At 46.6% G+C, this 23144-nt stretch carries 32 protein-coding genes; 17 read left to right on the plus strand and 15 right to left on the minus strand.

Features of this window, described 5'->3' with window-relative positions; genetic code table 11:
* The 7 genes from AB4503_RS05130 to AB4503_RS05160 all read left to right on the plus strand — a co-directional run bounded on the left by AB4503_RS05130 (position 1) and on the right by AB4503_RS05160 (position 4725).
* Positions 1-2046: a transposase domain-containing protein gene (locus AB4503_RS05130; protein WP_136985804.1), complete on the plus strand. Its 2046-nt coding sequence runs from the start codon at positions 1-3 to the stop codon at positions 2044-2046.
* Entirely contained in the window at positions 2043-2975 is a 933-nt protein-coding gene (locus AB4503_RS05135; protein WP_048666276.1) for an AAA family ATPase, read from the plus strand. The genes AB4503_RS05130 and AB4503_RS05135 overlap by 4 nt, the downstream gene beginning before the upstream one ends.
* A gap of 2 nt (positions 2976-2977) precedes the next feature.
* Positions 2978-3382: a BlaI/MecI/CopY family transcriptional regulator gene (locus AB4503_RS05140; RefSeq protein WP_136984520.1), complete on the plus strand. Its 405-nt coding sequence runs from the start codon at positions 2978-2980 to the stop codon at positions 3380-3382.
* A complete protein-coding gene (locus AB4503_RS05145; RefSeq protein ID WP_048666278.1) occupies positions 3379-3597 on the plus strand; it encodes a hypothetical protein in 219 nt (72 codons plus the stop codon). The genes AB4503_RS05140 and AB4503_RS05145 overlap by 4 nt, the downstream gene beginning before the upstream one ends.
* A complete protein-coding gene (locus AB4503_RS05150) occupies positions 3597-3848 on the plus strand; it encodes a hypothetical protein (protein WP_372107171.1) in 252 nt (83 codons plus the stop codon). The genes AB4503_RS05145 and AB4503_RS05150 overlap by 1 nt, the downstream gene beginning before the upstream one ends.
* Entirely contained in the window at positions 3845-4486 is a 642-nt protein-coding gene (locus tag AB4503_RS05155; RefSeq protein WP_372113835.1) for a DUF3164 family protein, read from the plus strand. Before AB4503_RS05150 ends, AB4503_RS05155 begins: the two co-directional genes overlap by 4 nt.
* Positions 4487-4557: 71 nt before the next feature.
* The gene (locus AB4503_RS05160) at positions 4558-4725 is read left to right on the plus strand and encodes a hypothetical protein (RefSeq protein ID WP_372113837.1); all 168 of its coding nucleotides are present in this window, start codon (positions 4558-4560) and stop codon (positions 4723-4725) included.
* Positions 4726-5366: 641 nt separating this feature from the next.
* Here AB4503_RS05160 and AB4503_RS05165 read toward each other — a convergent pair.
* The 5 genes from AB4503_RS05165 to AB4503_RS05185 all read right to left on the minus strand — a co-directional run bounded on the left by AB4503_RS05165 (position 5367) and on the right by AB4503_RS05185 (position 9212).
* Complete coding sequence (locus tag AB4503_RS05165) at positions 5367-5528, minus strand: hypothetical protein (protein ID WP_372113838.1); 162 nt, start codon at positions 5526-5528, stop codon at positions 5367-5369.
* A gap of 20 nt (positions 5529-5548) precedes the next feature.
* The gene (locus tag AB4503_RS05170) at positions 5549-6763 is read right to left on the minus strand and encodes a hypothetical protein (protein ID WP_372113840.1); all 1215 of its coding nucleotides are present in this window, start codon (positions 6761-6763) and stop codon (positions 5549-5551) included.
* 318 nt (positions 6764-7081) lie between these two features.
* Positions 7082-7750: a hypothetical protein gene (locus AB4503_RS05175; protein WP_372113842.1), complete on the minus strand. Its 669-nt coding sequence runs from the start codon at positions 7748-7750 to the stop codon at positions 7082-7084.
* A 242-nt stretch (positions 7751-7992) separates the two neighbouring features.
* Positions 7993-8451 carry a hypothetical protein gene (locus AB4503_RS05180; protein ID WP_372113844.1) on the minus strand — a complete coding sequence of 153 codons (459 nt, stop codon included), beginning with the start codon at positions 8449-8451 and terminating at the stop codon, positions 7993-7995.
* 113 nt (positions 8452-8564) lie between these two features.
* A complete protein-coding gene (locus AB4503_RS05185; protein ID WP_372113846.1) occupies positions 8565-9212 on the minus strand; it encodes a hypothetical protein in 648 nt (215 codons plus the stop codon).
* A gap of 419 nt (positions 9213-9631) precedes the next feature.
* Between AB4503_RS05185 and AB4503_RS05190 the strand changes: the two genes are divergently transcribed.
* The 3 genes from AB4503_RS05190 to AB4503_RS05200 are packed head-to-tail and all read left to right on the plus strand — an operon-like array spanning position 9632 to position 10619.
* Positions 9632-9913 (plus strand): hypothetical protein, encoded by a 282-nt coding sequence (locus AB4503_RS05190; protein ID WP_372113847.1) that lies wholly within the window; start codon positions 9632-9634, stop codon positions 9911-9913.
* The gene (locus tag AB4503_RS05195; protein ID WP_372113849.1) at positions 9910-10359 is read left to right on the plus strand and encodes a regulatory protein GemA; all 450 of its coding nucleotides are present in this window, start codon (positions 9910-9912) and stop codon (positions 10357-10359) included. Before AB4503_RS05190 ends, AB4503_RS05195 begins: the two co-directional genes overlap by 4 nt.
* The gene (locus AB4503_RS05200; protein WP_057620491.1) at positions 10344-10619 is read left to right on the plus strand and encodes a hypothetical protein; all 276 of its coding nucleotides are present in this window, start codon (positions 10344-10346) and stop codon (positions 10617-10619) included. The genes AB4503_RS05195 and AB4503_RS05200 overlap by 16 nt, the downstream gene beginning before the upstream one ends.
* Before the next feature lie 134 nt (positions 10620-10753).
* Here the strand turns inward: AB4503_RS05200 and AB4503_RS05205 are convergent, their stop codons facing one another.
* The 10 genes from AB4503_RS05205 to AB4503_RS05250 form a co-directional block, all read right to left on the minus strand.
* Positions 10754-11086, minus strand: coding sequence for a hypothetical protein (locus AB4503_RS05205; RefSeq protein ID WP_372113850.1), 333 nt, complete (start codon positions 11084-11086; stop codon positions 10754-10756).
* A complete protein-coding gene (locus AB4503_RS05210; RefSeq protein ID WP_372113852.1) occupies positions 11028-11318 on the minus strand; it encodes a hypothetical protein in 291 nt (96 codons plus the stop codon). Before AB4503_RS05210 ends, AB4503_RS05205 begins: the two co-directional genes overlap by 59 nt.
* Positions 11319-11391: 73 nt before the next feature.
* Entirely contained in the window at positions 11392-11931 is a 540-nt protein-coding gene (locus AB4503_RS05215) for a lysozyme (protein WP_048666288.1), read from the minus strand.
* Positions 11928-12158, minus strand: coding sequence for a hypothetical protein (locus AB4503_RS05220; protein WP_311764700.1), 231 nt, complete (start codon positions 12156-12158; stop codon positions 11928-11930). Before AB4503_RS05220 ends, AB4503_RS05215 begins: the two co-directional genes overlap by 4 nt.
* 53 nt (positions 12159-12211) lie before the next feature.
* Complete coding sequence (locus AB4503_RS05225) at positions 12212-13378, minus strand: baseplate J/gp47 family protein (protein ID WP_136984528.1); 1167 nt, start codon at positions 13376-13378, stop codon at positions 12212-12214.
* A gap of 1 nt (position 13379) precedes the next feature.
* Positions 13380-14411: a phage late control D family protein gene (locus tag AB4503_RS05230; RefSeq protein ID WP_048666291.1), complete on the minus strand. Its 1032-nt coding sequence runs from the start codon at positions 14409-14411 to the stop codon at positions 13380-13382.
* Positions 14402-14620 carry a tail protein X gene (locus AB4503_RS05235; protein ID WP_048666292.1) on the minus strand — a complete coding sequence of 73 codons (219 nt, stop codon included), beginning with the start codon at positions 14618-14620 and terminating at the stop codon, positions 14402-14404. Before AB4503_RS05235 ends, AB4503_RS05230 begins: the two co-directional genes overlap by 10 nt.
* The gene (locus AB4503_RS05240) at positions 14617-15015 is read right to left on the minus strand and encodes a phage tail protein (protein ID WP_132982795.1); all 399 of its coding nucleotides are present in this window, start codon (positions 15013-15015) and stop codon (positions 14617-14619) included. The genes AB4503_RS05235 and AB4503_RS05240 overlap by 4 nt, the downstream gene beginning before the upstream one ends.
* Positions 15016-15603 carry a hypothetical protein gene (locus AB4503_RS05245; protein ID WP_372107190.1) on the minus strand — a complete coding sequence of 196 codons (588 nt, stop codon included), beginning with the start codon at positions 15601-15603 and terminating at the stop codon, positions 15016-15018.
* On the minus strand, positions 15600-16238 hold the full coding sequence (locus AB4503_RS05250; RefSeq protein WP_229647025.1) for a hypothetical protein: 639 nt from the start codon (positions 16236-16238) through the stop codon (positions 15600-15602). The genes AB4503_RS05245 and AB4503_RS05250 overlap by 4 nt, the downstream gene beginning before the upstream one ends.
* A gap of 139 nt (positions 16239-16377) precedes the next feature.
* Here AB4503_RS05250 and AB4503_RS05255 point away from each other — a divergent pair, with 139 nt between their 5' ends.
* The 7 genes from AB4503_RS05255 (at position 16378) to AB4503_RS05285 (ending at position 23141) form a co-directional block, all read left to right on the plus strand.
* Entirely contained in the window at positions 16378-16929 is a 552-nt protein-coding gene (locus tag AB4503_RS05255) for a phage protein Gp27 family protein (RefSeq protein ID WP_048666296.1), read from the plus strand.
* A gap of 203 nt (positions 16930-17132) precedes the next feature.
* Entirely contained in the window at positions 17133-18596 is a 1464-nt protein-coding gene (gene terL / locus AB4503_RS05260) for a phage terminase large subunit (protein WP_229647024.1), read from the plus strand.
* Between the two features lie 8 nt (positions 18597-18604).
* A complete protein-coding gene (locus AB4503_RS05265; RefSeq protein WP_372107193.1) occupies positions 18605-19315 on the plus strand; it encodes a phage baseplate assembly protein V in 711 nt (236 codons plus the stop codon).
* Positions 19316-19435: 120 nt separating this feature from the next.
* Positions 19436-19777, plus strand: a complete 342-nt coding sequence (locus AB4503_RS05270) for a GPW/gp25 family protein (RefSeq protein WP_048615433.1) — start codon at positions 19436-19438, stop codon at positions 19775-19777.
* 71 nt (positions 19778-19848) lie between these two features.
* Positions 19849-21642, plus strand: a complete 1794-nt coding sequence (locus AB4503_RS05275) for an Ig-like domain-containing protein (protein ID WP_136984533.1) — start codon at positions 19849-19851, stop codon at positions 21640-21642.
* 8 nt (positions 21643-21650) lie between these two features.
* Positions 21651-22163 carry a phage major tail tube protein gene (locus AB4503_RS05280; protein ID WP_372107195.1) on the plus strand — a complete coding sequence of 171 codons (513 nt, stop codon included), beginning with the start codon at positions 21651-21653 and terminating at the stop codon, positions 22161-22163.
* A gap of 9 nt (positions 22164-22172) precedes the next feature.
* A complete protein-coding gene (locus AB4503_RS05285) occupies positions 22173-23141 on the plus strand; it encodes a hypothetical protein (protein WP_372113855.1) in 969 nt (322 codons plus the stop codon).
* Positions 23142-23144 lie beyond the last annotated feature (3 nt).

Raw genomic sequence — 23144 nt, forward strand, 5'->3', positions numbered from 1 at the left:
ATGTGGGTTGATGTATCGCAATTATTGAATAGACCAGGCATGGCAGGCACACCTCAAGGTGTGAGATACAAGCTAAACCAACTAGGTGTTGTTCGAAAGCGTAAACGCCAAGGCTCTAAAGCCTTTGAGTACCATCTCGATTGCTTACCAGAAGAAACTCGTTTGCACCTCTTGCGTGACGTAGCTAAGCAGCAAACTCTACAAGCTGAAGACAGCCGCCATGTTCGTCAAGTTGTAACTCCTGATTCCGATGAACTATGGCTTGAGTACGAAGAAGCTACCGAAAGCAAGAAAGCTTCAACCAAGCAGCGCTATGAATTGTGTATGCGAGTTAAGGCGTATGTTGAATCAGGTATTAGCATGCGTAAATCAATGAAGCGCGTGGCGGAAGAGTCTGGAAGAACCTATTCCAAAATTGTGAGCTGGTTTTACAACATCCCAGGATTGCAAACCAACAAGATCCCAGTGGAAGATTGGTTGCCGGCACTTCTCGATAGAATTGGCTCTCACGGTAAACGTACCGCCCCCTTATCACAGGAAGCTTGGTCCATGTTTCAGGCCGATTATTTGCGACCTGAACAGCCCACCATAACCGAATGTTATAACCGCATGGGTAAAGCCGCTAAGCGTGAAGGTTGGAGTGTGCCCTGCCTCTCCACAATCCGAGAGCGCGTGAATACCGATATTCCTTATGAGCTTCAAGTGTATTGCCGAGGTGGTTTATTTGCAGCCAAGCAAACCTTAGTCCCTGCGCAGCGTCGCACACGAGTCGGTATGCATGCTATGCAGCGCGTATCGGGTGATGGTCATGAGTTTCGTCTTCGCTGTCACCTGGAAGATGGCACGGTGCTTCGTCCTACCGTTTGGGTGTTCCAAGATGTCTATAGCTCCATGATTGTGGGCTACGCCATTGATATTACAGAGAACACTGAGATGTTAGGCATTGCTCTTTTCAACATGGTTTTAAACTTTGGTATCCCTGAAATGTTCGACCTTGACCGAGGCTCCGTGGCGTTAAGTGAAGCAATGACAGGGCGAACCTCACGCCCTAAAGCAACGGGCAAAGGCAAGTTAGAGCATAAAAAGTTTGATAACGCTGAGATTGAAGGCGCGATTACGGCTCTAGGCTCAAAAGTGAACTGGACTCGCGTTGAAGATGACAACGTAGGCCGTAAAGGTAACGCGCGAGCCAAACCTGTTGAGCGTTTGTTCCATTCTAAAGGTGGTATCGGTCAGTTTGAGCGCCATCCAGCTTTTGCCGGAGCCTACGCAGGTGAATCAGCCACCAGCAAACCCGCGAACTACGGTGAAGCCACAGTACCTGTTGAGTTAGTGGTTGAGCTATTTGCCGAGTGGGTGACCGATTGGAATAGCCTGGAAGGCCGTCGCAGTGAAATGGCACGCGGCATTCACAGCTATAAGCAAGTGTTTGAGCAAAGTTACACCCAAATACAAGTACGTAAACCCACCGCAACACAGTTGCGCCTGTGTCTGCACCGGACACGCAAAAGTGTGAAGGTTCATGGTGGCGGCCTCGTTGAATTAAACGCAGGGCGTTACAGCAAGCATTTGTCGAATCGTTACCGCAGCCCACTGTTGTTCGAATACATCGGTCAAAGTGTTCATCTTCGCTTCAACCCTTATGACTTAACAGGCTGTGTGTATGCCTACAGTGAGCGTGGAGAGTTCATCGGCGAGGTTCCATTGTTTGCTGATGCGGCTTATGACGATTTAGGCGCGGCACGCCGTCAGAGCCTACACCAAAGTGAAGATATTAATCGAGCCGCGTGGTTAAAGGAGCAAATGGTCGGATTAACTAACGACGACCTTGCCCAGTTAACGCGCAGCAATGAGAAGCCCGAGCCATTGGGCGGTATGGTGCCGAGCCTTACTGAAATGACACCCGAGTTAGCAAGAGCGCCAGAGCAGCATCAAATGAACCCGAGTGAGTTTGAAGGCTTACTTGAGAAGAAAGCGGTGGGTGCGGATTTTGAACCCACTATGGATTTAGACGCATTAATGCAGCAGTACGGGAAAGCAAAATGAACCACATTATTCAACAAGTCCTTGCCGTGAAAGTCAGTGAAAATCTCAGTAATCGTAAGATTGCCAAAGAGTCTGATATTGGTGAAGGCATTCTAAGTAAGTTGCTTAATAACAAACCTTATACGGGCGACACCGAAACTCAGCTTCATAAACTTGAAACCTGGTTGAATACACGGTGTACCCAAGTTGAAGAGTTAGCAGATACGTCACTTCAAGAGCCTGACTTTTTGATGCTGCCAACCTCGGAAACGATTTGGAAACTGATGGACTTGGCTCGCACGATGCGCCGCTGGTCGATGGTTTACGAAGGCTCAGGCATTGGTAAAACCGTCACCGCCGAAGAATATCAACGCAAACACAACAACGTCTGGATTGTCACTGCTTCAAACTTGTGTAAATCGGCGCGGGCCATCCTCTCTGAGCTTTGTGAGCGCATGAATATTAAGGCATCCAACATGACAGTCTACCTCATGCAAAAAGCAATAGCGCAAGAACTAGATGGCTCAAACGGACTCATTATTATCGATGAAGCGCAATACCTTTCAGATGATGTATTGAATGGCTTACGCATCTTAGCTGAGCGCAAGTGCGGCGTGTTCCTTCTTGGTAATGATGTCGTGCGTACTCGTATGAGCGCGGCTCGCTCTCAAGTCAACATGAACCCGATTTGGAGCCGAATGATACGTCCAACCTGCATAAAGGTAACGTCAAATGGTGACATCAAAAGCTACATGCAGGCTTGGGGTATTCAAGACCAAGAGTTGTTTAAAGCGGCTTATGCCATTGTGCCGAAAACCACAGGGCAACTCAGAACACTCGCAGACATGATTATGTTAGCCAGTTCGTCAGCATCCCGAAACCATGAGCCGCTGACACCGAAGCACTTGGCCGCTGCTCACCACTACTTAAAAGAAAGCATAGGAGTGTAACCATGACACTGCTCCCCAACACCACCGAGACCGTAATGGCCTTGTTGACTAAGCACCAGCCCTGCACGTGTAAGGTTCTTTGGCAACAACAAGTTGGACGTGACCGCCTTGCGATCACCACCATTAAGAACCTGTTGATGCGTTTAAAAGCACATGGCGTAGTTACGGTTGGTGGGCAAGAAGGGAATGCATACCTCTATCAACTGACAGGGACCTCACCTTACTCCCCATGTCTTACTTGCCGAGGGAAAACTCTGAAATGGCACTTACACAATGGTCATTGTAAGCATTGCAGGCCCAAAAGAGGCAAAGGCAACAACCCCCAGCTGGATGCTGAGTTTCAATTTTTACTCTCTCCTGCTTACCAGTTATTAAACCAAGTTCTAAGTCCTTGGGAGGCAATATGAGTCGCAGAGAAACGGATGAATTTGTTTGGTTGCGTGGCGGTCGAGTCGCCAGCCGTAAACCAAAAGGCAAAGGTGAATTGGTGATGAGTGATAGACCTTTATTAATTGCTGATGCCGACATGGCAAAATTCGATATCAACATGAACTGTCAAGGCATCGAACGACACATGCAAGCCGTTAAGCTTAACCACAGCATTATTTATTGGGAGGCGTAATGGGACAGCAATCCAATCAAGACATTAAGCTCGAAGTGATTGTTCGCTTTGACCCAAATAACCAAAACGGTATCGGAGAGTTCTCTATCGTAGACTATCGAGCAGAAGCATTGACCCAATTGGAATCAAACACAGCCATCGCTGCTTACGGCGCAAAAGACACGGCTTACCAAGCCGTCAGCCAATTTTTAAAACAACAGAACGAGCTTATTCAAGCTGACCATTTTGTAAAAACCGGAGCACCACAATGAATAAAACGACTCAACAACCAGAAGTAAAGCCAACTCGTCCAGCCGCACCGGAAGGTTTTGTCTATAACGCGGAAGGCAACCTTATCGCACAGTGCAACATTCCCGCTCATGAGCTGCGTAAAGATGCGTTCGTCACCAGTTTGGTTAAGCAAGTAAAAACGCATCAAAAACATCTTCAAGCCTTCAAAGAAAACCTAGTGAAAGCTTTTGAAGAATTTCGAATTGAAATGTTGGAGAGCTACGGTACGAAACTGCATACCCGTGGGAATGGCGAGAACGTGGCAATGTTCAGTTTTGATGGTAAGTACAAAATCACTTACAAAACTGCCAAACTCAAAACCCTTGGCCCAGAGCATGATGCGGCTCGTCAGCTCGCTCGTGACTATTACAACAGCCAAAAAGACAAACTGCCACATGATGTATTAATCGCGGTTCAAGACTTTTTTGTGAATGATGCCTCTATTGCGAACACTATTAGCTTTATTGGTAAAGACTTTCAAGACCCAAGCTTACGCAAGGCTCAAGAAGCTGCAAAAGATTCACTGTTAGTTATTGGCAGTAAGTCGTACTTCAACTTCTACGAACGCGATGATGAAGGCGAATACCAACAGGTTCACTTAAACTTCAGCAAATTGTGAGGGAGCCATCATGGATAAAATGACCACTTAAATTGGGACTAGTGTCGCTGATACTAAACTCACTAGAATGCATGCTTGCACGTAATCCTCAAGAAGCAAAAGAGTTAGTGCAGAAAGTATTAGATGGCCTTGGTCGCCCTAGTGTTGGATGCGGAAACATGACTCGTACCTCTATGCTAGGAACCATCGTTAGTAAAGCCGATAAACAGTTACTCGCAACGAGTAAATCAACCCAATAACCAACTAATTAAATACAGGCAAGCGGCGCTCTATGCGACCCCGCTTTGGCATCGCTTTGCCTGAATTTGGTGAATCCGCCATTAGCTAGCTTGCAACGGGTAAAAATTCTAACTACGAATGTTCTGGACAAAACCTTGCTAGCAATGATCGCCGCTGAGAAGTTTCTGGACAAAAGCGAGTCAGTCATTTTGCTAATTTAGACGCTCATGTATAACTTTTTGTAAGGCAAAGCATAGTCTATTCACTGAAGTCACAGTACGTAATTTTATCTTTTATGCCTAACGCAACCAATATCACTCAAGTTTTTGGTTTATTGGTTTATTGGTTTATCATGAAGTATCACGAGATGGCAAAAAGCTATGTTTTTCGCGAGCTTGAGCTTGGTTTATCTGATAAAGCTACGCTCTGTTTTAAAAATGCAAAAACCGTTAAACAGTGGGAGAAAGGAAGTCTATAGAAACTTAAAAGTCTAATAGACGTACAAGAAATGTTGCACTGTGATAGTAGTGTCAAATGTTCGGTCAAAGTTAACGTTAAGGTAAAGTTGAACTATTAGATAGATAAGAATGTTCGAATAGTGCTAAAGTCCCAGCTGCCAGCCAGTTTCTGAGACTTGCGCAAAATGAAGATACTTGCGACTCTAGCCAAAAACTGCCTTGCTCAAAGCCTTAGATGGTTTTTTACGTAAACGAGAAGAACGTTTGCTTGTACTGGAACAAGCTAAACGCTTTATAGTTGAAGAACCGTCATTCTTCACCACCATCACGGTCACGGTTTTTTCGCTCGTTTTTGTTTCTGACATTATTGTTCTCCCAATTCTCACTATGAAGTATACGTCAAAGCCAAATCAGAGTCATTACCTTCAGTTTTTGCCTCATCTTCCGGTTCGTTTCCAGACGCAGCGCTCTCTTCTTCAGAATCTGTCTGCATTGCATTAACATTTAGCATCCATTTATCAAGAGCATAGGAAATCGTGTCTAATAAAGGTTGCGCTAATCCAATGAAAACAGTGGGGTTTCCTCGAAGTAAATTCTCGTGTCTAGCATAAATATTCATAACCAAGGTGGTTGTCTTACCTTCTAGTTCAGCTTCATGTTCGTCTACCTTTTCATAAACTGAACTGATAGGTATAGAAAGCAATGAACGCGCAGACCCATCGTCAACATAGTACTTATAGAGTAGTTCCGCTTGTTCGTTGTTGATATATCTCTTTTGCTCTCTGAATAACCAATCTTCAACGCTATGCAGAAAATTGGGATAGTATTGCTGATGGTTTGTTGAAAATGCTGTAGGTGCCCCTATGACTCGCTGTTGTGTTTTAGTTTTGGAGTCATTACCTTCAACGATAGGAAGCAGAAGTGGGTTTTTATTTATTCGACCTTGCCCTACATATAGATTGGTGTCTGTTTTGTGGGCTACAGCTATTGGTATTAATACACCGTCGATTTGCGCACATGCAGCTTTTGCACTAGCACCATCAAAAAACATATAAATGTCTTCCCAGTTCTTTGCCACATGCTCTTCTGACTCGTCGGTTCTCATTGATAGCATCAAGTTAATACTGATGGTGTCTTTAGATAAATCTTCATACTCTGAAGCCAACTTTCGCACTTGGGTAAGGCTGTCACGAATAACATCTAACGGTTCTTTGTCTTTACTATCAATTAGATACCTATCATTTAGAACGTCTCTCACAGTATCAGCATAGGTGGTGACAAAATACTGCCCTGATGGAACCAAATGCTCTTGTTCTATACGTTGTTTATCTGTGCGTTTTTCACTAAATGACTGAACTGCATCTGCAAACCCCTTAATCAAGGACAAAACAACAACACCAATTGCTATACCTTGAACTGGCGGAGTTAGATTAGTCCAAAGGTCTTGAAGCAAATTCCAGAGACCGGAGCTGTTAACTGAAGTACTTTGAAACGTAGAACCAAACTGCGCACCCAACAAGGCTCCCAATATCAACTGCATGAACACAATAATAAAAGTGAAGATCGGGTGTGCCATCAAGACTATTAGCACTTTAAACAAACATAAACCCCCTCTCCAAATCCAGCCCAAAAGCGTGGACCAAAAATTGAATTTAAGGCTTCTAAAAGAAGAGGCTAACTTTTCCTTTGCGGTATATAGCAATCTAATATCCATTATTGATGAGTGAAAGGATTGCTCATAATTATGCCACTATATGATTATGTAACAAAACTAAAAGTAATGTTTGATAGAATGACCTTCACTCACTATTACCTTATGAAGTTTACCAGCCTCGATAGCACTCCACGCTTGAAATGACATTATCTAGAGAGGCTGATATGGCAGGTAAGTGGACATTGATTGATTAGTACAGATGAATCAATGTGACAGGGATTTACGAATCATTTTTAAGCTACTTTTAGCTTCTGAACATATCTTTTCAATGTAGAGATGGTACTGTAAAGCCTGCTCCATCTTCTCATCTATAGATGAGACATACTTTTGAACTAAAGGATCATCATAATCAGCAGATTCGAGTCTGTCTTCATTATCTTGTAAGTACTGAAAGAGCGCTTTTCTCTTTATTGTATAATCTATAAAAGGTTGTGTTAAAGAAAATGTCAGCTTTGAGAGATTAAGCTGTTCGAGATGAACCAATTGTTCTTCATCAATCAATTCTTCGATTCTTGCGTAAACAAGCTGATACTGTTCTCTAACTTCTGATGAAGAGTTAGTTGGAGCCCTAAATGCAGTCATAACATCAAGACTTTCGTCATTTAAATTTTCACTAATATTAGATGTAAACTTTATAAGTAATCTTTCTAGCTCGTTTAAATATTCATATAAAGTGGAGTGATTGAACTCTGATTTCCATTGAAGAGATGATTTATACGAGTAGAAGGCGGCAAAGGCAGCGCCTAATCCAGATAATACAGTGCCAATCGAGGTTAAGAATGAATTAAATGATGCACTAATCTGAATGTTAAACCCAAAAAGTAAACCCAGTAAAACTAAGCAAACAGAAGCTAAAGAAGTAGAAAGAGTCATATGCCCCCGAACTAGTAAAAAGATCAAAAATATACTAATGAAATCAAGGTTTATCCCTTACCATATCGCAGCAACTACGGTATAGCAACTTAAGGAAAACTAATAACTTATAGCATTGTAAAGCCCATAAAAAGGTGTGAATGAGTAAAAATCCCAGTCAATAATGGGACGGTCTGAGTTAGAGCTCTTGATTTATAATGTCTGTAGAAAAGCTAAATTAGCTATTGATGACAAATATCTTGTTAGGTCGTTGTCAAGTGAGTATATGAATAATCAATGTCGCTACGGCAAAGGAGAATAAATTCATTTCGCTTTGCAGCAAAATTAACTCCACGTTCCATATACTTTGAGCCATATGTACCAAATTGTTCCATTGAATAAATAAGTTCAACCAACTCCTCAGCACATTGCCCGAGTTCTTCTGAATACATTTGTATTTTAGAAGCAAGATCCATTAACCGAGGAAGTCGATCCTTCTCGGTTTTTTGTCCATAAAAAGTAGTGAGTGAACGATAATGCAGTTCAGCGATAAACTCGTTGTAGGTAGCTTCTTTCGATTGAAGTCTGGTCATAATAAAACTATTTTTAGCCTCTAACTGCTTTGTTTTTAAATTACTGTAAACAGATACCAATGATGTGACAGCGACACCAAGCAGTGTACCCAAAACACCAACAACTGAGATAAGTACTGTTTCACTCATCGATATATCCTTACTATTAGACCTAAAACCTTACTTAAACCATTGCGTCATTAACACTAAATTTTCTTGAAGTGACAGATGCTAAGCATGGTGAATCACTCTTAAATTTATTGCTAGGGCTCTCTTACCACACCGTTTTCTAGTACAACTTCCGAAATATTCTCCATACACTCATTCAACAACTCACTATACACCTCAATAATAACCCTGAAATAACCAATCCATCCACTTAACATTACTTGAAATGCTTCTTCATTTTCCTTGGAAAACGAATCATTAAACTGAGCAGCAAACGCCAACTCCGACAACTGACTTATACCACCTCCCTGAAACCTTTCTTGATGTACATGGGAGTTACGAATGTCCATCAGTGGCTTTATATCGTTAGATAAAGCATCAAAAACTGGTTCAAGGCTCGATTTTATAGGTTCATTTGGAAGAGCCTTAACGTAGACTTTTTGAATTCTATTTGTATAGCCCTTAAGCAACTCTTTAAGTACATAACTATCATTATAAAATGCATGAATTACATACTCTAAGTATTTTTCCTTTCTGATATTTTCAGATATCGGGAACTCTGATTCCAAAAGAGTTAGTGAAAACTTCATAGCTTCAAAAGAGTTAAACACTTCCTTATAACCATCAAAGAGCATAGGAAAGTAATCAGTTTTATTATCTTTTGACGTTTCGCCTGCTAGAAGAGCCTGAGTTTTTTCAACAACCCAATTGGTCAGTACTTTTCCATATTCCTCTAAACTCATTTTTCCTCCAGATCTCTAAAGCTTATTAGCCGACAAATTGTCATATTTCACTCTTACATAATGCACTCTTAGTCATATCGTTTCAATTAGCAATCAATAGGTTAATGCACTGAGTGGAGATCAGACATACAAAATGTCGCCTAAAAGCGGGAACGCTAAGTTATCAACTCAATCGGATAATTTCGAGTAGGGCAAACTCAGATGAACAAAATATGAATGGGTAAAAGATCTAAATCATAACGGGGCATTTTTGAGTTAAAAATCACACTGCATGAACTGCATGAACTAAATCCAGCCATGTTTGTACCATTCCTTATTCTCCTTCAGCTATATTTCGTTAACTAACGCCAACTTTTTCTTACAAACGCTTCCAGATGCATAAACTATGAACAATAACTTATTGTGAGTGAGTAACGTTTATGGTCATTGCTTCCGCTCGTATCGGGCGACCTAAAGTCGATAACCCCAAATCTCAGGCCGATAGAACCCGCGATAGTCGCATGCGCAACAAGGCGCTAGGTCGAGTCGAGCGTAAATTCATCCTCGATGCCTACAGTGTGGATTTGTTTGATACGCTGCGTCGAGACGCTGGCTTCTCCGCCAAAGAAAAATCCGAGTTTTTTGCGGCTTTGCTGCTTCGTGTCGCCAACAAGAATTGGCTCGGCAAATCTTTCACCTTACCCATTGAGGAGGCGCTATGAAAATGAAGATAAATCGTCATGCTTACTATGGTTTGGTGCACAAGGGCGTGAAAGCGCTGCTGAATGATCGTCTGGGATTTTATGATGACGATGAGTATCGCAACTATTTAGGTATTCAAACGGGTCAAACAAGCTGTAAGAACTTGAGTGATGGTGCATTACGCCAGCTGGTAGAAGAATTAAAGCAGCAAGGCTATTTAGAGGACTCGCTCAAGTTTAAAAAACGCTTGGGTGGCAGCTCAGCCTACCAACCATCCAGTAAACAGTGGGCTAAACTTGCGGCTTTGGCAAAGTCAATGGGCTGGCAAGGGTTGGATGACCCTGCATTGGATAGCTTTGTAAAGCGCACAGTGAAAGTCGAACGTGCTCGCTGGCTCACTCGTGACACGATACGTGCCGTGATTGTGGGACTGGAACGCTGGGAGGCATCATGTCGAGGCGAGTAAAGTTTCGGGCCGAGCCTCGCTATGAGGTGCTTAACCCTCGGACTCAAGAAGAGCTCGAGGCGCTCTTACTGGAGATGTATCCAGATAACCGCATCGCAGCTATCGAGTTTCAGGCTACCCTCAATCAGATTGATAAAGCGATCATCAAAAGTGATTTGGGTATTCGTAATTGGTACACCCCTAAAGAGCTGGCTGAGTACCTATGGAGAAGGAGTAATTATCATGCCATCGAAACCGATCCGTATGCTTCCAGCCTATGAGGTGTTTAATAGCTGCACTCGCACCCAGCGCAACCACGTGCGAGATGGCTATTTCTTTGCCTCCAAACTGCAAACTTGGTTTGTGTTTGTCAAAGATAAAGGCGAAACCGCTAATGGCAAACCTAAGGAGCAGCTCAGTCTGTTTGGGTAGTGGACGGTGATGAAAGAGTTTGAATGGCGCTTGCATCCAGTTTGGAGCAAGCGTTGTTTTTATTGGTGTAACCGTAGAACGTTCGATTGCGCTCTATCTTACAGGCGCACAATCGAAAGTACGTAAGCCAGACAGCATCACGGCTGGCCGCTTCGCCATAAGTTAGCGGCTTTTGGTCAAACGGCCGCTCACACTCCACCAAGTCACCCACAGGTGGTGATTGGATAATATCTTGGTATTCATACTGAGTGACAATCTTAGTATCCTGACACCCAGCTAGCAGGATAAGCGATAGGCTCAGCGGCGCATATTTCATGTTCAAGCTCCTTTTCCAATTCTTCGACTCGTGTTTTTAGCTGATGTCGAGCCTTGCGCTCTCGACTCGACGCCTCGTCCGCGATTTTCTGCGCTTCACGCCTTTGGGTGGTTAATGAGGTGATGCGATCAGCCAGTAAGTGGTTGGTGGTTTCCTGGCTGGTAATGGTCTCGCCTAGCACTTGGTTACTGGCCTTTAGCTCACTGGTGTACTGGAAGAGCTTGTAGTTCACCAATAAACTTACGATGAGTATCGCGCAGCCTAACCAGAAAGCCGTGCGTTTGAGCTGGCTTAGAACACCCATGTTATTGCCATCCGTTCAAACAAATCGCCATCTCTTTATCTCGCCGTTTGGGGATACCTTCGCAACCACTGCCTTTAATACGGCAGTCTTTCTTATTAACATAGACCCAACGCGGATATTGCAAGCAGGCCGCGCGATGGTCTCCTTGATTAAATGTCTTGAGTAAGGTCGAACGAGCAAAGTTGCCCGCGCCGAGGTTGAACACAAAACTCACCATCATGTCGTATTCCGCTTGGCTCGGCGTTCGTGTGATATGCTGCTTCACCACGCTCTCAGCACTGGCCACATCCTTAACAAAGTCATGGGCGATTTGCTCATTCGTTGCCGTGTCACCTTGCTTCACCCCTTGGGTATGCCCAAGACCGAGAGTCCAAGTATTGGCACTGCATTGGTAGGCTTGAGCGCGGCAACCTTCTTCATTCGCAATATGACGCAGACCACGTTCACTGACACTCAATGCGTCGTCGATATTAAACACGATGGCCAATACGGCCATGATAGAGCACACCAAGGCTTTCGTTGCTTTAGTTTTCAAACTCATGAGCTTTCCTCCGACTCCATTTGGGTGCCATGATCGGATTTCAGGCGCGCCAACTTGGCTTTATTGAGCTGAGTGGCCACCGCATAATGTCGAATGGCCATACAACCCGAGATAATGCCCACCGTAACCGCAACAAGTTGTGCGATATCATTGACGCCAAAACTGACGATCGTGGCCATGACAGACGTGCCGACTTTCTTTAGACCCGCTAAGTCTGTTAGGGACATCAAGATGGCTTTCATTCCCGTTTCACTCATTGGCTTTTTCTCTCTTATTGTGGTTATTCAAATGTTTGTTGACTGCTTTCAGTGATGACCTCAAAGGTGACGGCCGTTAGGGTGATAAGCGGCCTTTGTTTTTGGGTCACCGGTTTCGTCTCTGTAATGACTTGACCATCGCTGCCAGTCACCGCCCCTTTAGCTAGGTACACCCCTTCAATACGTTGGGCCAGCGACGTTAAGGCTGCAGGCACTATGTCGCGTCCGTGCTGCGTCTTCCACGTATTAATGACGGCTTCAATGTTGGTTTTTGCCGTCATTTGAATGGACTCAGCCAATGAGGCGTAGTCACTGAAGATCTGCAGGTGAAAGCTGGCCGTTGCCCTGACATCCGTTGCATCCACCACGCGCACCAAATCCCCCATAGGCACTCGCTTATCCCCTGAGCACTCTGACTTAATCAAGTCTTTGATGGCTTGGTTAGGAAGCGAGCCATCTTGCAAAATGGCACTGATTTCAATTTCATTCGGGGCCGGAGTCCAAACCGACACGTTCTTAATTGATGAACTGCTTGAGCGAGCAAAGTACTCATACGCCTCGTACGGCCCAGCCACACTGAACTTTGACGGCGAAATATAGATTCGATAGGCAAAATCATCATCACCCTCAATCTCAGAGCCACCTTGTGTGGTCTCAGTATTGGCCACACGTTCAAGGGCATCCAATGGCGTAACAGCTTGATGGATTTGTCCGGCTAAAAAGCCATTTCCCTGAAGGCCAGTTTCGATGCACTCTACGCTCGTCTGAATGCTCTGTGTGCCCGCACTGACCACCACCTCTTCCAATGTTTCAAACAGAGTTTGGTTATCCACGGCAATCACTTGATAGCCCTTAGCAATGACAAAGCCAGTATGAGGGGTAAAGGTAAAAGCCATTACCGTACGGGCCTTTGAGGCGGGCAACCGTTCGGTTTCAGTGAGCAGTCCAAGGTTGTCTAAACGCTCTTTTTCTGCAAACGGCAGCAAGTTCTGTTTGCTTTCATAGTTAATGAGCGCTTTGAGCTCGTTCTTCTCATACGCGATTTGCTCAAGATGAAACGTTTCTGGGTCGTTGATGCCAGGATAGTGCCCTGTGCCTAGTTGGTAACGCTGCTTGAGGCTGACAAGGTCGGCGTTATAATTCACCTCGACCAGTTGCGGCTCTGGGATATTAGGGAATCGATTGGTCATATCAGTTCGCTCTTGCTAGTTGCGCGCTGGCGGTCCACGAACGTCCACTAATGGAGGTCGTCACGGTGGTGGGTTTCCAGCGGTTTGGCACGTTGCCAAAGTTTAAAAATTCAATCAAATGTGCGGTGGTTAACATGATATTGGTCACTGACATGCGTCCTTTCGCGCCTTGTTTCCCGTCTGCGCCGTTTTGTAAATAGGACTCGGCGTAAGCTCTGGCGTCTGCCATGGATTTCACGTTGTCGATGTTGTGCAGCATCTTCACTCGATCGCCCGTCGCGGTGGCATCCCCTGCACGATAGCTAAAAAGCTGCTGGGCTTGCTGGTCATAACCATTGACTTCGACCGCTACGTACTTTGAACGAGCGCTATCGGGTAAATTGAGAGCGGTGAGAATGTCTCGGTTTAAGGTGTCAATTTGAATCACGTCGTCTTTAAAGTTGCCCATCACAAGGTTCTTGCCTTTGATGGCCATCGGCACACTGGTTTGCTCTGACAATCGAGTTAAGAATGCGGGGGTGGTTTCATCTCGCTGCTCAATGCGAGCAAATTGAAAGTCAGGCGTATCAGGCGCTTTGATAAACGATAGGCCGCTCTCTTTTGCCCAAGACTGTGCAACGCGCTCAAACGTGACATTCTCTTGTACCAAGCACTGCTGATTGTCGATAAAACCTCGCTTGATGGTGGGCGGTTTGGCGTTTGCACCGACCATCACATCATCAGGCCCAATCTTGAAGGACACTTCATCAATACTGAACTCTCCCCACAACCACTCGTGACGCTGACCGCTTTCATCTAACCAGCCAATGCCTGGCGTTAAGGTGTCCCCTTTGGTGGGATACCAGGCCTGACAAAAACGGCGGTCTTTGTTAAACAAAGTGAGAGACAAGGTATCTGTACCGGTTTGTTTGCTTTCCATCACATCGGTATAGGTCATGGACTTGACATAGCGACTGAGCTCAGCGGTCACATCCTTTCCCGCCCAGTGCAAAATGGCGAATGGACGGATAAGCCCTGTTGCGGTTATGCCCATGGTGGCGTCTCCACAGTGACTGTGTTCACCACTTTCACCGCAGGGATGTTGACGGTTTCCCCTCCGCTAAAGGTAAAGCTGGTCATGGCTCGGGTCAGCTCACGGTTGGCATCAAATAGCGCATCGACTAAGGTTTGATTGGTGACGCTATAGGCGCGATAACAAATCTGCTCCCAGCGCTCGCTCTGGCGTGCAATTAAGGTATTCATGAACGCACTTCCACGATGTCCAGTTGATAGTCCACACTGGTCACCACGCCACTAGGCAGCGTTTGAATATTGGTGCGGGTGATTTTACGAATACAAAACTGCCCATGCACCACTGAGCCCACGACCAAAGCGCGAGGCACGCCATTTTCGCCCATTAATTCGAGCCGCTTGGTCATCTTTGTGATGTCGACAAAGTGATTATTAAAGGTCAGATCCAATAAGGCGGTGTGCTCATCTTCACCCATATTCTGGTGCGCGGGATAACCGTTAATGAGGTCTTGTTTGTTGATCTTAAAAGTGCGCGAGTCGCTGATTTTGTTTGGCGTGAAGCGCCCCTTAAAGACTAAATCACCAAAGCCGCCCCACTGGGAATAATTCGTTGTTTGTTCTGTCATCTATGATTCCTCATCACTGATGGTGTGACTCTTACCCGTGAGAAGGCTCTTGGCGGTGATCTCAGTCACATCAGGGTTGGTAAAATGTTTGTGTACGGTGAGCACCAATGTGGCTTGCCAATCTTCGCGCCAAGTAAAGAGATCGTCTTTGGGGTCAAAGTCATCGTCTTGTTTTGGCTCACTCCAGCCGGATGATGTTTTTCGAGCATCGGAAATCTCTGCATCGCCCACGACCGTCAGCCGCTCACAGAATTCACCAAAGCCAGCAGGCAAGTCTTCACCAATGTCTTTTAAAATAATCAGGTCATGGGTGAGATAATCGGTCATGCGCAGGTTGAGTTGTATCTGCTGACTAGATAAAAAACACTGCGTGTTCCCGCCGCTGACCCTGGCTGAAATCACCACATCAAGGAGCATTTCATAAGCCGCGAACGAGGCTTGTGTCGTCAGTGCCAGCCGATTCAACGCGCGGATACCATTGAACATCACACGCACTTCTTTTCTGGCCACCGCATTGGAGGGCTCAATCACCGCTTGCATGCCAAGTGAGGTTTCCAGTGTTTTCTCTAATGTTCGAATCACTTTCATTGGATTGCTGCCTTTAACTGCTCTAATGCCATTTCTTGCTGCGCTTGTTGCTGCTCGGGACTTAAATACATGAACTCACGACTGGAGACTTTGATTTGCGGCGTTCGGATGTACAGCACATAGAACACGCCTTTCTCTGCGCCTTTGTTGTTTCGGTTGGCTTTAGTCTTCACCTTTTGACCAAAAGCCTTACCCCCCAAGGGTGCTCGTCCCATGATGGAATGAGGACGGTAGAAAATCTTCCAGCCTTGAAGCTCTAATCCTTCCAAGGTTTTACGCACCCCATACACCTCGGAGCGTTTCTTTACCTGCTTGTTGACCGGTATGGCGAGCTGTTTGGCTTTCTTCGCTTTGATCACGCCGCCATTGTTAATCAGTGGCGCATGGGCTTTGTTGGTGCCTATGCGGTATTCCTCTTTGCCAGCCTTGTACGTCAATGAGGCGTAGGTTTCACCTGTATCAAACAGGGGGTTAGCCCCTGCGTTCTTGGTGTTTTTGGTCAGCGGAGCATTGGGTTTAAACGTGCCGTTTTTCATGTTGTTGCGCACACACTGCAAACCAAAGGGAGCCAACGTCTCTGGCAGACCCTCAATCGCTTTGGTGGTGTTATGCAATGCATCAAGAAAACCTTTCATCGCTGATACGCTCCATTGAACGGTGTTTGAACCAGGCTTAAATTCTGCCTTTTATTTAGCGGCCATCTGCCGAACGGAAGTTAATCAACCCTTCGGGGGATAAGCTGCACGCTCACGAGAACAATAAGAAGGAAACCCCATGGCCCCACGCTCAAAGGTGGAATTGCACGGGCTGCTTGAGCGCGTCATTGAGATGTACACCGTGGACAAAATGAAGCTGGACGATATCGCGGAGGCGCTCAAAGAAGACGGCTTTGATATTTCACGTTCGTCAGTGCATCGTGTGCTTCGTAGTAATCAGGAGTTGATTGAAGAGCAGCGTCTGGTTCAAGAGCAGGCAGAGGTCTTTCTAAAGGAATTCAAAGACAGCCCCAACACCGATATCTCAGAGCTGAACTTACAAATCATGCAGCGCTACATGTTCAAAGTATTGCGTGAATTGGAGTTTGGTCCTGAGTCATTTAAAGATCCGAACAAGCTGGCCAACTTGTTAGCGCGACTATCGGATGCACAGGTGAACCTTGACCGATTGAAAGTTGAGTTTCGTAAAGGGGTCGATGCGGCAAAGGCCGAGTTTGAAAGTCAGCTTACCGATATACTCAAAGAGACGCGCCCCGAGCTCTTGCTTGAGTTGGTCAGCATCATTCAGAAAATTCGTGTCGACCAAAAAACGAAACGAGGCCGTCGATGAGCGGCCTCTTTGGTGGATTGTCCGATGCGGATTTAGAGAATATTCGAGACAGTGCGCATATCGCCGCTGAGGACAAATGCGCCACGAAGAAGACCCAAGCCCAAGCGCGGCGTGATTTAGCCCGAAAAGAAAAAGAAGAAAAGGCGCGTCGAAAGCGCCGTGCCAAATCTAAACGTGACTTTGCATATTTCTGTCAGACCTATATGCCGGATGCGTTCACACTTGAGTTCAGTGAATACCAGCTCGCACTGACTCGCTTGGCCGCCAATCGAAATTTGAATCATCAAGACGAAGCGCTGTTCAAAGCGCTCATTGACCCGCGCGACCACGGTTTTATCAAACAGCCCCTTGCGCTTGAAAACGGCAAGCGTGGTCAGTATGAGGGCATTCTCGATATCGAACCACGCGATCACGGTAAAACCACCCGTAATACTCAGGCCATGCCTTTATGGCTGGCGCTTAATCATCCTGGTTCATTCATTGTGATTTGTGGTGCGTCTGCCGATAGCGCCAAAGAGATGATGGACGCCATCAAAGATGACTTAGAAGATAACGAACTGATTCTGGATGATTATGGGGAGCAGCGAGGTAACACCTGGACTAAACGCAAAATCAAACTGGCCAATGGCTCTTCCATTGTGGCGGTCGGTCGTGGGCAGCGGCTGCGTGGTATTAAAAACAAGTACCAACGTCCGACTCACATTATCTGTGATGACTTGCTCGATGACAAAGAGGTGGAATCGCCGACACTGCGTCGTCAGGCGGAGCGCTGGTTCAAACGCGTTATTATGAATCTGGGCAAAGGGGCGCTGACCATCATCGCCAACACCATCATGCACCCAGACGATTTACCGTCACGTCTCCTTAAACAAATTGAAGATGGCCGTTTGCCTAACTGGTTGGGGCTGCGCTTCAGTGCCATTACCCCGTCGGGGCATTCCTTATTTCCAGCACGTTGGAGTTTGCAAGAGTTAGACAATAAACGTATCGCGTCAGGCAGTGCTTGGTGGACGGAATGGATGAACCGTCCTATCGCCGATGAAGAGGCCGACTTTAAGGAAGAGTGGTTTGTCTACTTCAAACCTTATGAATTAGATCTTCGAGATTGCACCATTGGTATGGCGATTGACCCTGCTACGGGCCTTAAAAAAGGTGACTGGTCCTTTATTGCCGTGGTGGCTCGACACAAAATTACCATGGTGGATCATGTGTTGTTTGCCAAAGGCTGGAAAGAGTCTGACCTTAAGTTTGCCCAACGCATTGTGGATGTGTTTCTACAACACAGGCCGTCCTTTGTGATGTTCGAAACCGTTGCGTTCCAGAAGATTTACAAAAAAGAAGTGATGCGTTACGCCAAGAAGAAAGGCGTGCGCCTTCCAGTTCGTGAGTTCAAAGGGGGCAATAAGCAAGTGCGTATCAAGTCGCTCTCGTCACAGGTAGAGAACGGACTTATCCAATTCTTAGAGACTCAGACGCTGCTTCGTCAAATGTTTTTAGAGTTCCCTCGTGGCCATGATGATGGGCCCGATGCGGTGGAGATGGCCATCAGTGGATTCGAGTCTGGTTTTGTGGGCGGCGCAACACCACAAACGCCCAAGTCAATCAGTAGCGCCGCGAAAGCGCTCTCACGCTTTGGTGGTGGTGCTTTGCGACGAATGATGCGTTAGGAGTCTCTATGTTCAACAAACTCGCAGAAATGAAAACGAAACTCAGCGATGTGCTCTCCATGCTGCGCAAGCTGGTGTGTATTGGCAAAGTGAGCAAAGTGGATGCCGAGCTAAGGCGCGTAAAGGTGACTTTCCCTGGTCTACGTTACCCTGAGTCAGATTGGTTGCCTGTGCTGGGCTTTCGTAGTAAGAACGTGAGCATTTCGTGCAACCTTGAGCCTGGTGAGCAAGTGCTGTGTCTGTTCATTCCTAGCGGTTCAATGATGTCTGGTTTTGTGCTTGGCTCGATGGCGAACAAATCAGCAAAGCCCTATATCGCGAATGTTGATAAGTTTGGTGTCCGGTTTAAAGACGGCACACTTTTGGAATATGACCAAAGTAGCGCAACGGGCGTATTAAAAATTAAAGGTAACGAACCTGCTCTCATCGTAAACGAGTCCGGTGTAACCATTGATAGCCCTAAATACACCGTCAATGCACCGACCATTTTACTCAATGGTCAAACCCATATTACCAAAGCGCTGACGGGGGATATGACAGCAACATTTACCGGACTCGTCGGGGCCGCAGGATATGGTAGTACAACGGGGGGGGCAGCCGTGATGAACAGCGGTGCCACCATGAAAGGCTCGGTGACCATCAATGGTGTCACAGTCGCCGTGATTAGCCATAAACACAATGACGCAGAAGGCAGACCAACGTCCACCGCAAACCAATAAATGACAAAACGCCCTCAGAGCGATTCTGAGGGCGCTTAATTTCTATCGGGTGTGAATGTTCAAATAATTTTATTCAAACTCATTCAAACCGGATTTCAAACGAATTCAAACGGGGTACGCATGACCTACTCACTCAAATTTGCAGGAAGCGGACGAAACACCGATTTGGTGGCCGATATCAAGCAGTCACTTTTTATGATTGTGTACACCGGCAAAGGCGAACGGATTTATATGCCGGATTACGCAGCGGATGCATTGGAGTACATTGATAAGCCTCAATGGGAAGTGCAAGGGTTGAAAGTGTCCATTGCTGAATCGGTGGCTAAGTATGAGCCTCGAGTCAAACTCGACAGTATTGTGGTCACTCAAACCGATTTGCCACAGGGCATTATTGGCATTAAGCTTTCTTGCCAAATCCTCGCCACGGGGCAAAGTGACGTGTTCGATTTTACTAACGCTTAAGCCTGCCGAACGGAAATTATCCTCCAATAATCTCAGATACTGACTCCACTGATGAACAGGAGACAGTATCCATGGCCGAATTACTTCACGGCATCCGAACCATCGAATCGCTCACAGGTCCCATTTCGGTCATCGAAGTGTCGTCCAGTGTGATTGGTGTGTTTGGCACCTCTGAGTTGGCAGAGCCATTAAAGCTCTACCACACCACCAATTACGATGACGCGAAGAAGGCCTTCGGTGAAGGCTCGCTCGCCAATGCCATTCGTCGCGTTCACCACTATGTACCAAGCAACTCCATTCTATCAATCCCTTTAGGTAAGGACAGCGACTTCCCTGACGTTGAAACGCCAGCGGTCTCTGGCGTCACGATGAGCACATCCAGTGTCTCTATTTATATTGATGATGGCGCAAGCTTACCTGTCACGATTTTAAACCCTCACACTTGTCGCATTGCGTACAGCTCGGACAATGATCTCATTGCGACCGTGGATGCTAATACGGGCGTGGTAACGCCTGTGAAAGCCGGTATTGCTAACATCACCGCCTTGGTCACCTTTAATGATGGTGAGAATGACGTAGATGAGGCCCATGTCTATGGCGTGACGGTCGCACAAACCAATCCAAACGCAGGCAAGACCATGAGTCCAGCGACGCTGGGTGATTCTGTTGCGACAGCGTTCTTAGGCGCAGACTCTCAGCCGAACGCGTTAACCAATACGTATGAGCAAACTGCTGTTTGGTCGATTGATGATGAAGCCATTGCCTTGGTTGATAGTAGTGATGGCACGATCACACCACTTTCAGAAGGTCAAACGGTGGTCGCCGTGAAGCTCGCACCCAAGAGCAACGTCAGCTACACCAATGACAACGATATGACCATTAATGTGGGGGATGTTGCTGGCATTGAGCTCACTTATGTACTGACCGTTTCCCGTGTCACCGATGCGCTGTTGGCTAAATTCATGGAAGCACTGCCGCTACTGCGTAAAGCGAAACAGAGCTACGGCTTTTCATCCAAAATCAACATGGCTCCAGGCATTTTACACAAGGATGGCGCAATGGGACTCGCTGTGGCAGCGGTCAGTACTATCCGCGGCATTTGGGTGGGAGATATGCCAGAGCATATTTCAACAGCCACTGAGGCGTACGCTTGGAAGAAAAAGTACACCTCACAACGAGCGTATGTCGGCTGGCCACGTCCAAAAGTATTAGATACCGACGGCGCAACGGTGGTTGATTGGTACGCGCCAAGTCTGTGTGGCCTCCTTGCTCAGGTAGACCGCAACCAAACCGAGCAGAACATTGTGCCGGAAACCGGTTACTGGTGCTCGCCATCAAACTACGTCATGGCCGATGTGATTGGCCCTTCCATTGAGCTCGATTACATCCCAAGCGATCCATCGTGTGATGTGAACTACTTAAACGTGAACGGCATTGCCACGCTGATGAACCATGGCGGTTGGAAGAACTTTGGTAACTACTCCACCGCGTTCCCAACCAAGAGCGATTACCTGTCATTTATTTCAGTTCGCCGCACAGCCGACATCCTAGAAGAAAGCATTGAGGACGCCACTCGTCAGTTCTTAGACTTTCCGATGTTCACCAGCCCAACGGACATTGCTAATACGACCTGTGGCCGCGTGAAAGATACGGTGAACGATTATCTTCGCTCGAAAGAAGGCACCGCATTGGTGTACAGCAATGTGTCAATTGATGCCGGTGACAACCCGCTCACCAATCTGATGCAAGGCAAAATTAAGTACCGCTATCGAATGACACCGCCTGTGCCTATGCAGAGTGTGGAATTTGAAGCTGAAATTTACGTTGAAGGGTTAGAAAGCGCCTTTAACAAACTGATTGCATGAGGTAAGTCATGGCAGAGAAAAGTGTGGTCTGGCGTGACCAGATGGCGTTCATTAATGAAACCCAATACGTCGGACGCGTAAAAAACGCCAGCAGCGACCTACAGCGCAAGATGGCCACGGTGGGCGGCTTAGGTGGGCTGGGTGATGTCGAAGTGCCAACCGGCAAGTACGAAGCCCCAACGGCAACGGTGGAGTTTCAATCGGTGGCGCTTGGCGATGTGGCTCAGCTGACCAATAACGATGGGTGGATCAAGCTGCGCCTAACGGGACAAGTACGCATGCTGGATTCCGAAACAGGGACCAAGATTATTGATGCGGGTATTACTCGTATTCATGGGTTTGTGAAAAATCCACCGGTTCCTGGTTATAACAATGAAGGTTCGCCGTACACCGCCAACATTGCTGTGCATTTTATTGAGATCAGCAATACCTCTGGACGCGTATTCATGCTCGACATGCAAACCGGTGCGAAATACCCGCCGGATGCACCAGGGCAATTTGGTATCACCGTGACCTTATAAGGAGTCGATATGCGAATTCGTAAGTTGGAAATTGTGGCGGATGGCATTCAAAAAAATGGTCAGCCCGTCACGAAAGCGCAGCTCGAATCGGTGGTTCGTCATTATAAATCGGATGCCCGCCCTCCCGTGACCCCAGGTCACCCAACCAAAGGCAGCGATCAGATTGCCGCGTTGGGGCGAGCGTCCAACCTCAGAACAGAAGCCGGCAGTGGCGATAAAAGCGGAAAAACCGTCCTTGTGGGTGAGGTGATTTACACCCCCGAGATGGAAACACTGGAAGATTCGGGCAAGTTTGAAGGCTTCAGTGCTGGCATCCATCCAGTACCGGATAAAGAAGGTGAGTGGTACATGCACCATCTTGCCTTCTTGGGGCAGCTTCCTCCGGCGGCGGACACGAAAACCCGTGATGTGGTGGATCTCAGCGATAGCGATTTTTGTGATGACGCTATCTATCTCAGTGCAGATGTCGGTACTCAACCTGGCTCTGATGACAATGAAACAGGAATAACCATGAAGAAAGACGAACTCAAAACGCTGCTTGGCGACGTCGTCAAAGAGCAGCTTGACGGTATGGGGATTAAACCCAATACGCCGCCCATTAAAAAAGAAGGTGATCAAAGCAAAGGTGTAGACCCGACTAAGACCGATGACGATAAATCAAACGGTGCGGTTACTGCGATGCAAGAAACGTTGGCAGGCGATCGTAAGGAAACACTAACCGAGCTAGCGGACTCGCGTGAAATGAGCGACGAGCTTCGCAAGAGTGTGAAAGTCATGATTGAAGGTGCGTCCGCTATCGAGCTTTGCGCCTCTGGTGATGGCAATCGTTACAGCCAATTGAAAGGCATGCTAAGTGCTATGCCTGAGAAGAAAACGGCTCCGGCAACACCATCGGCCTGGGATAAATTAACTCAGAACTTAGAGCTAGCGGATACAGGCTCGGCTCAAAAAGATAACTTTGATCCGGAGGGTTGGTAATGG

It is taken from the genome of Vibrio sp. 10N.222.55.B11, assembly GCF_041473705.1.
GTDB lineage: Bacteria > Pseudomonadota > Gammaproteobacteria > Enterobacterales > Vibrionaceae > Vibrio > Vibrio crassostreae_C.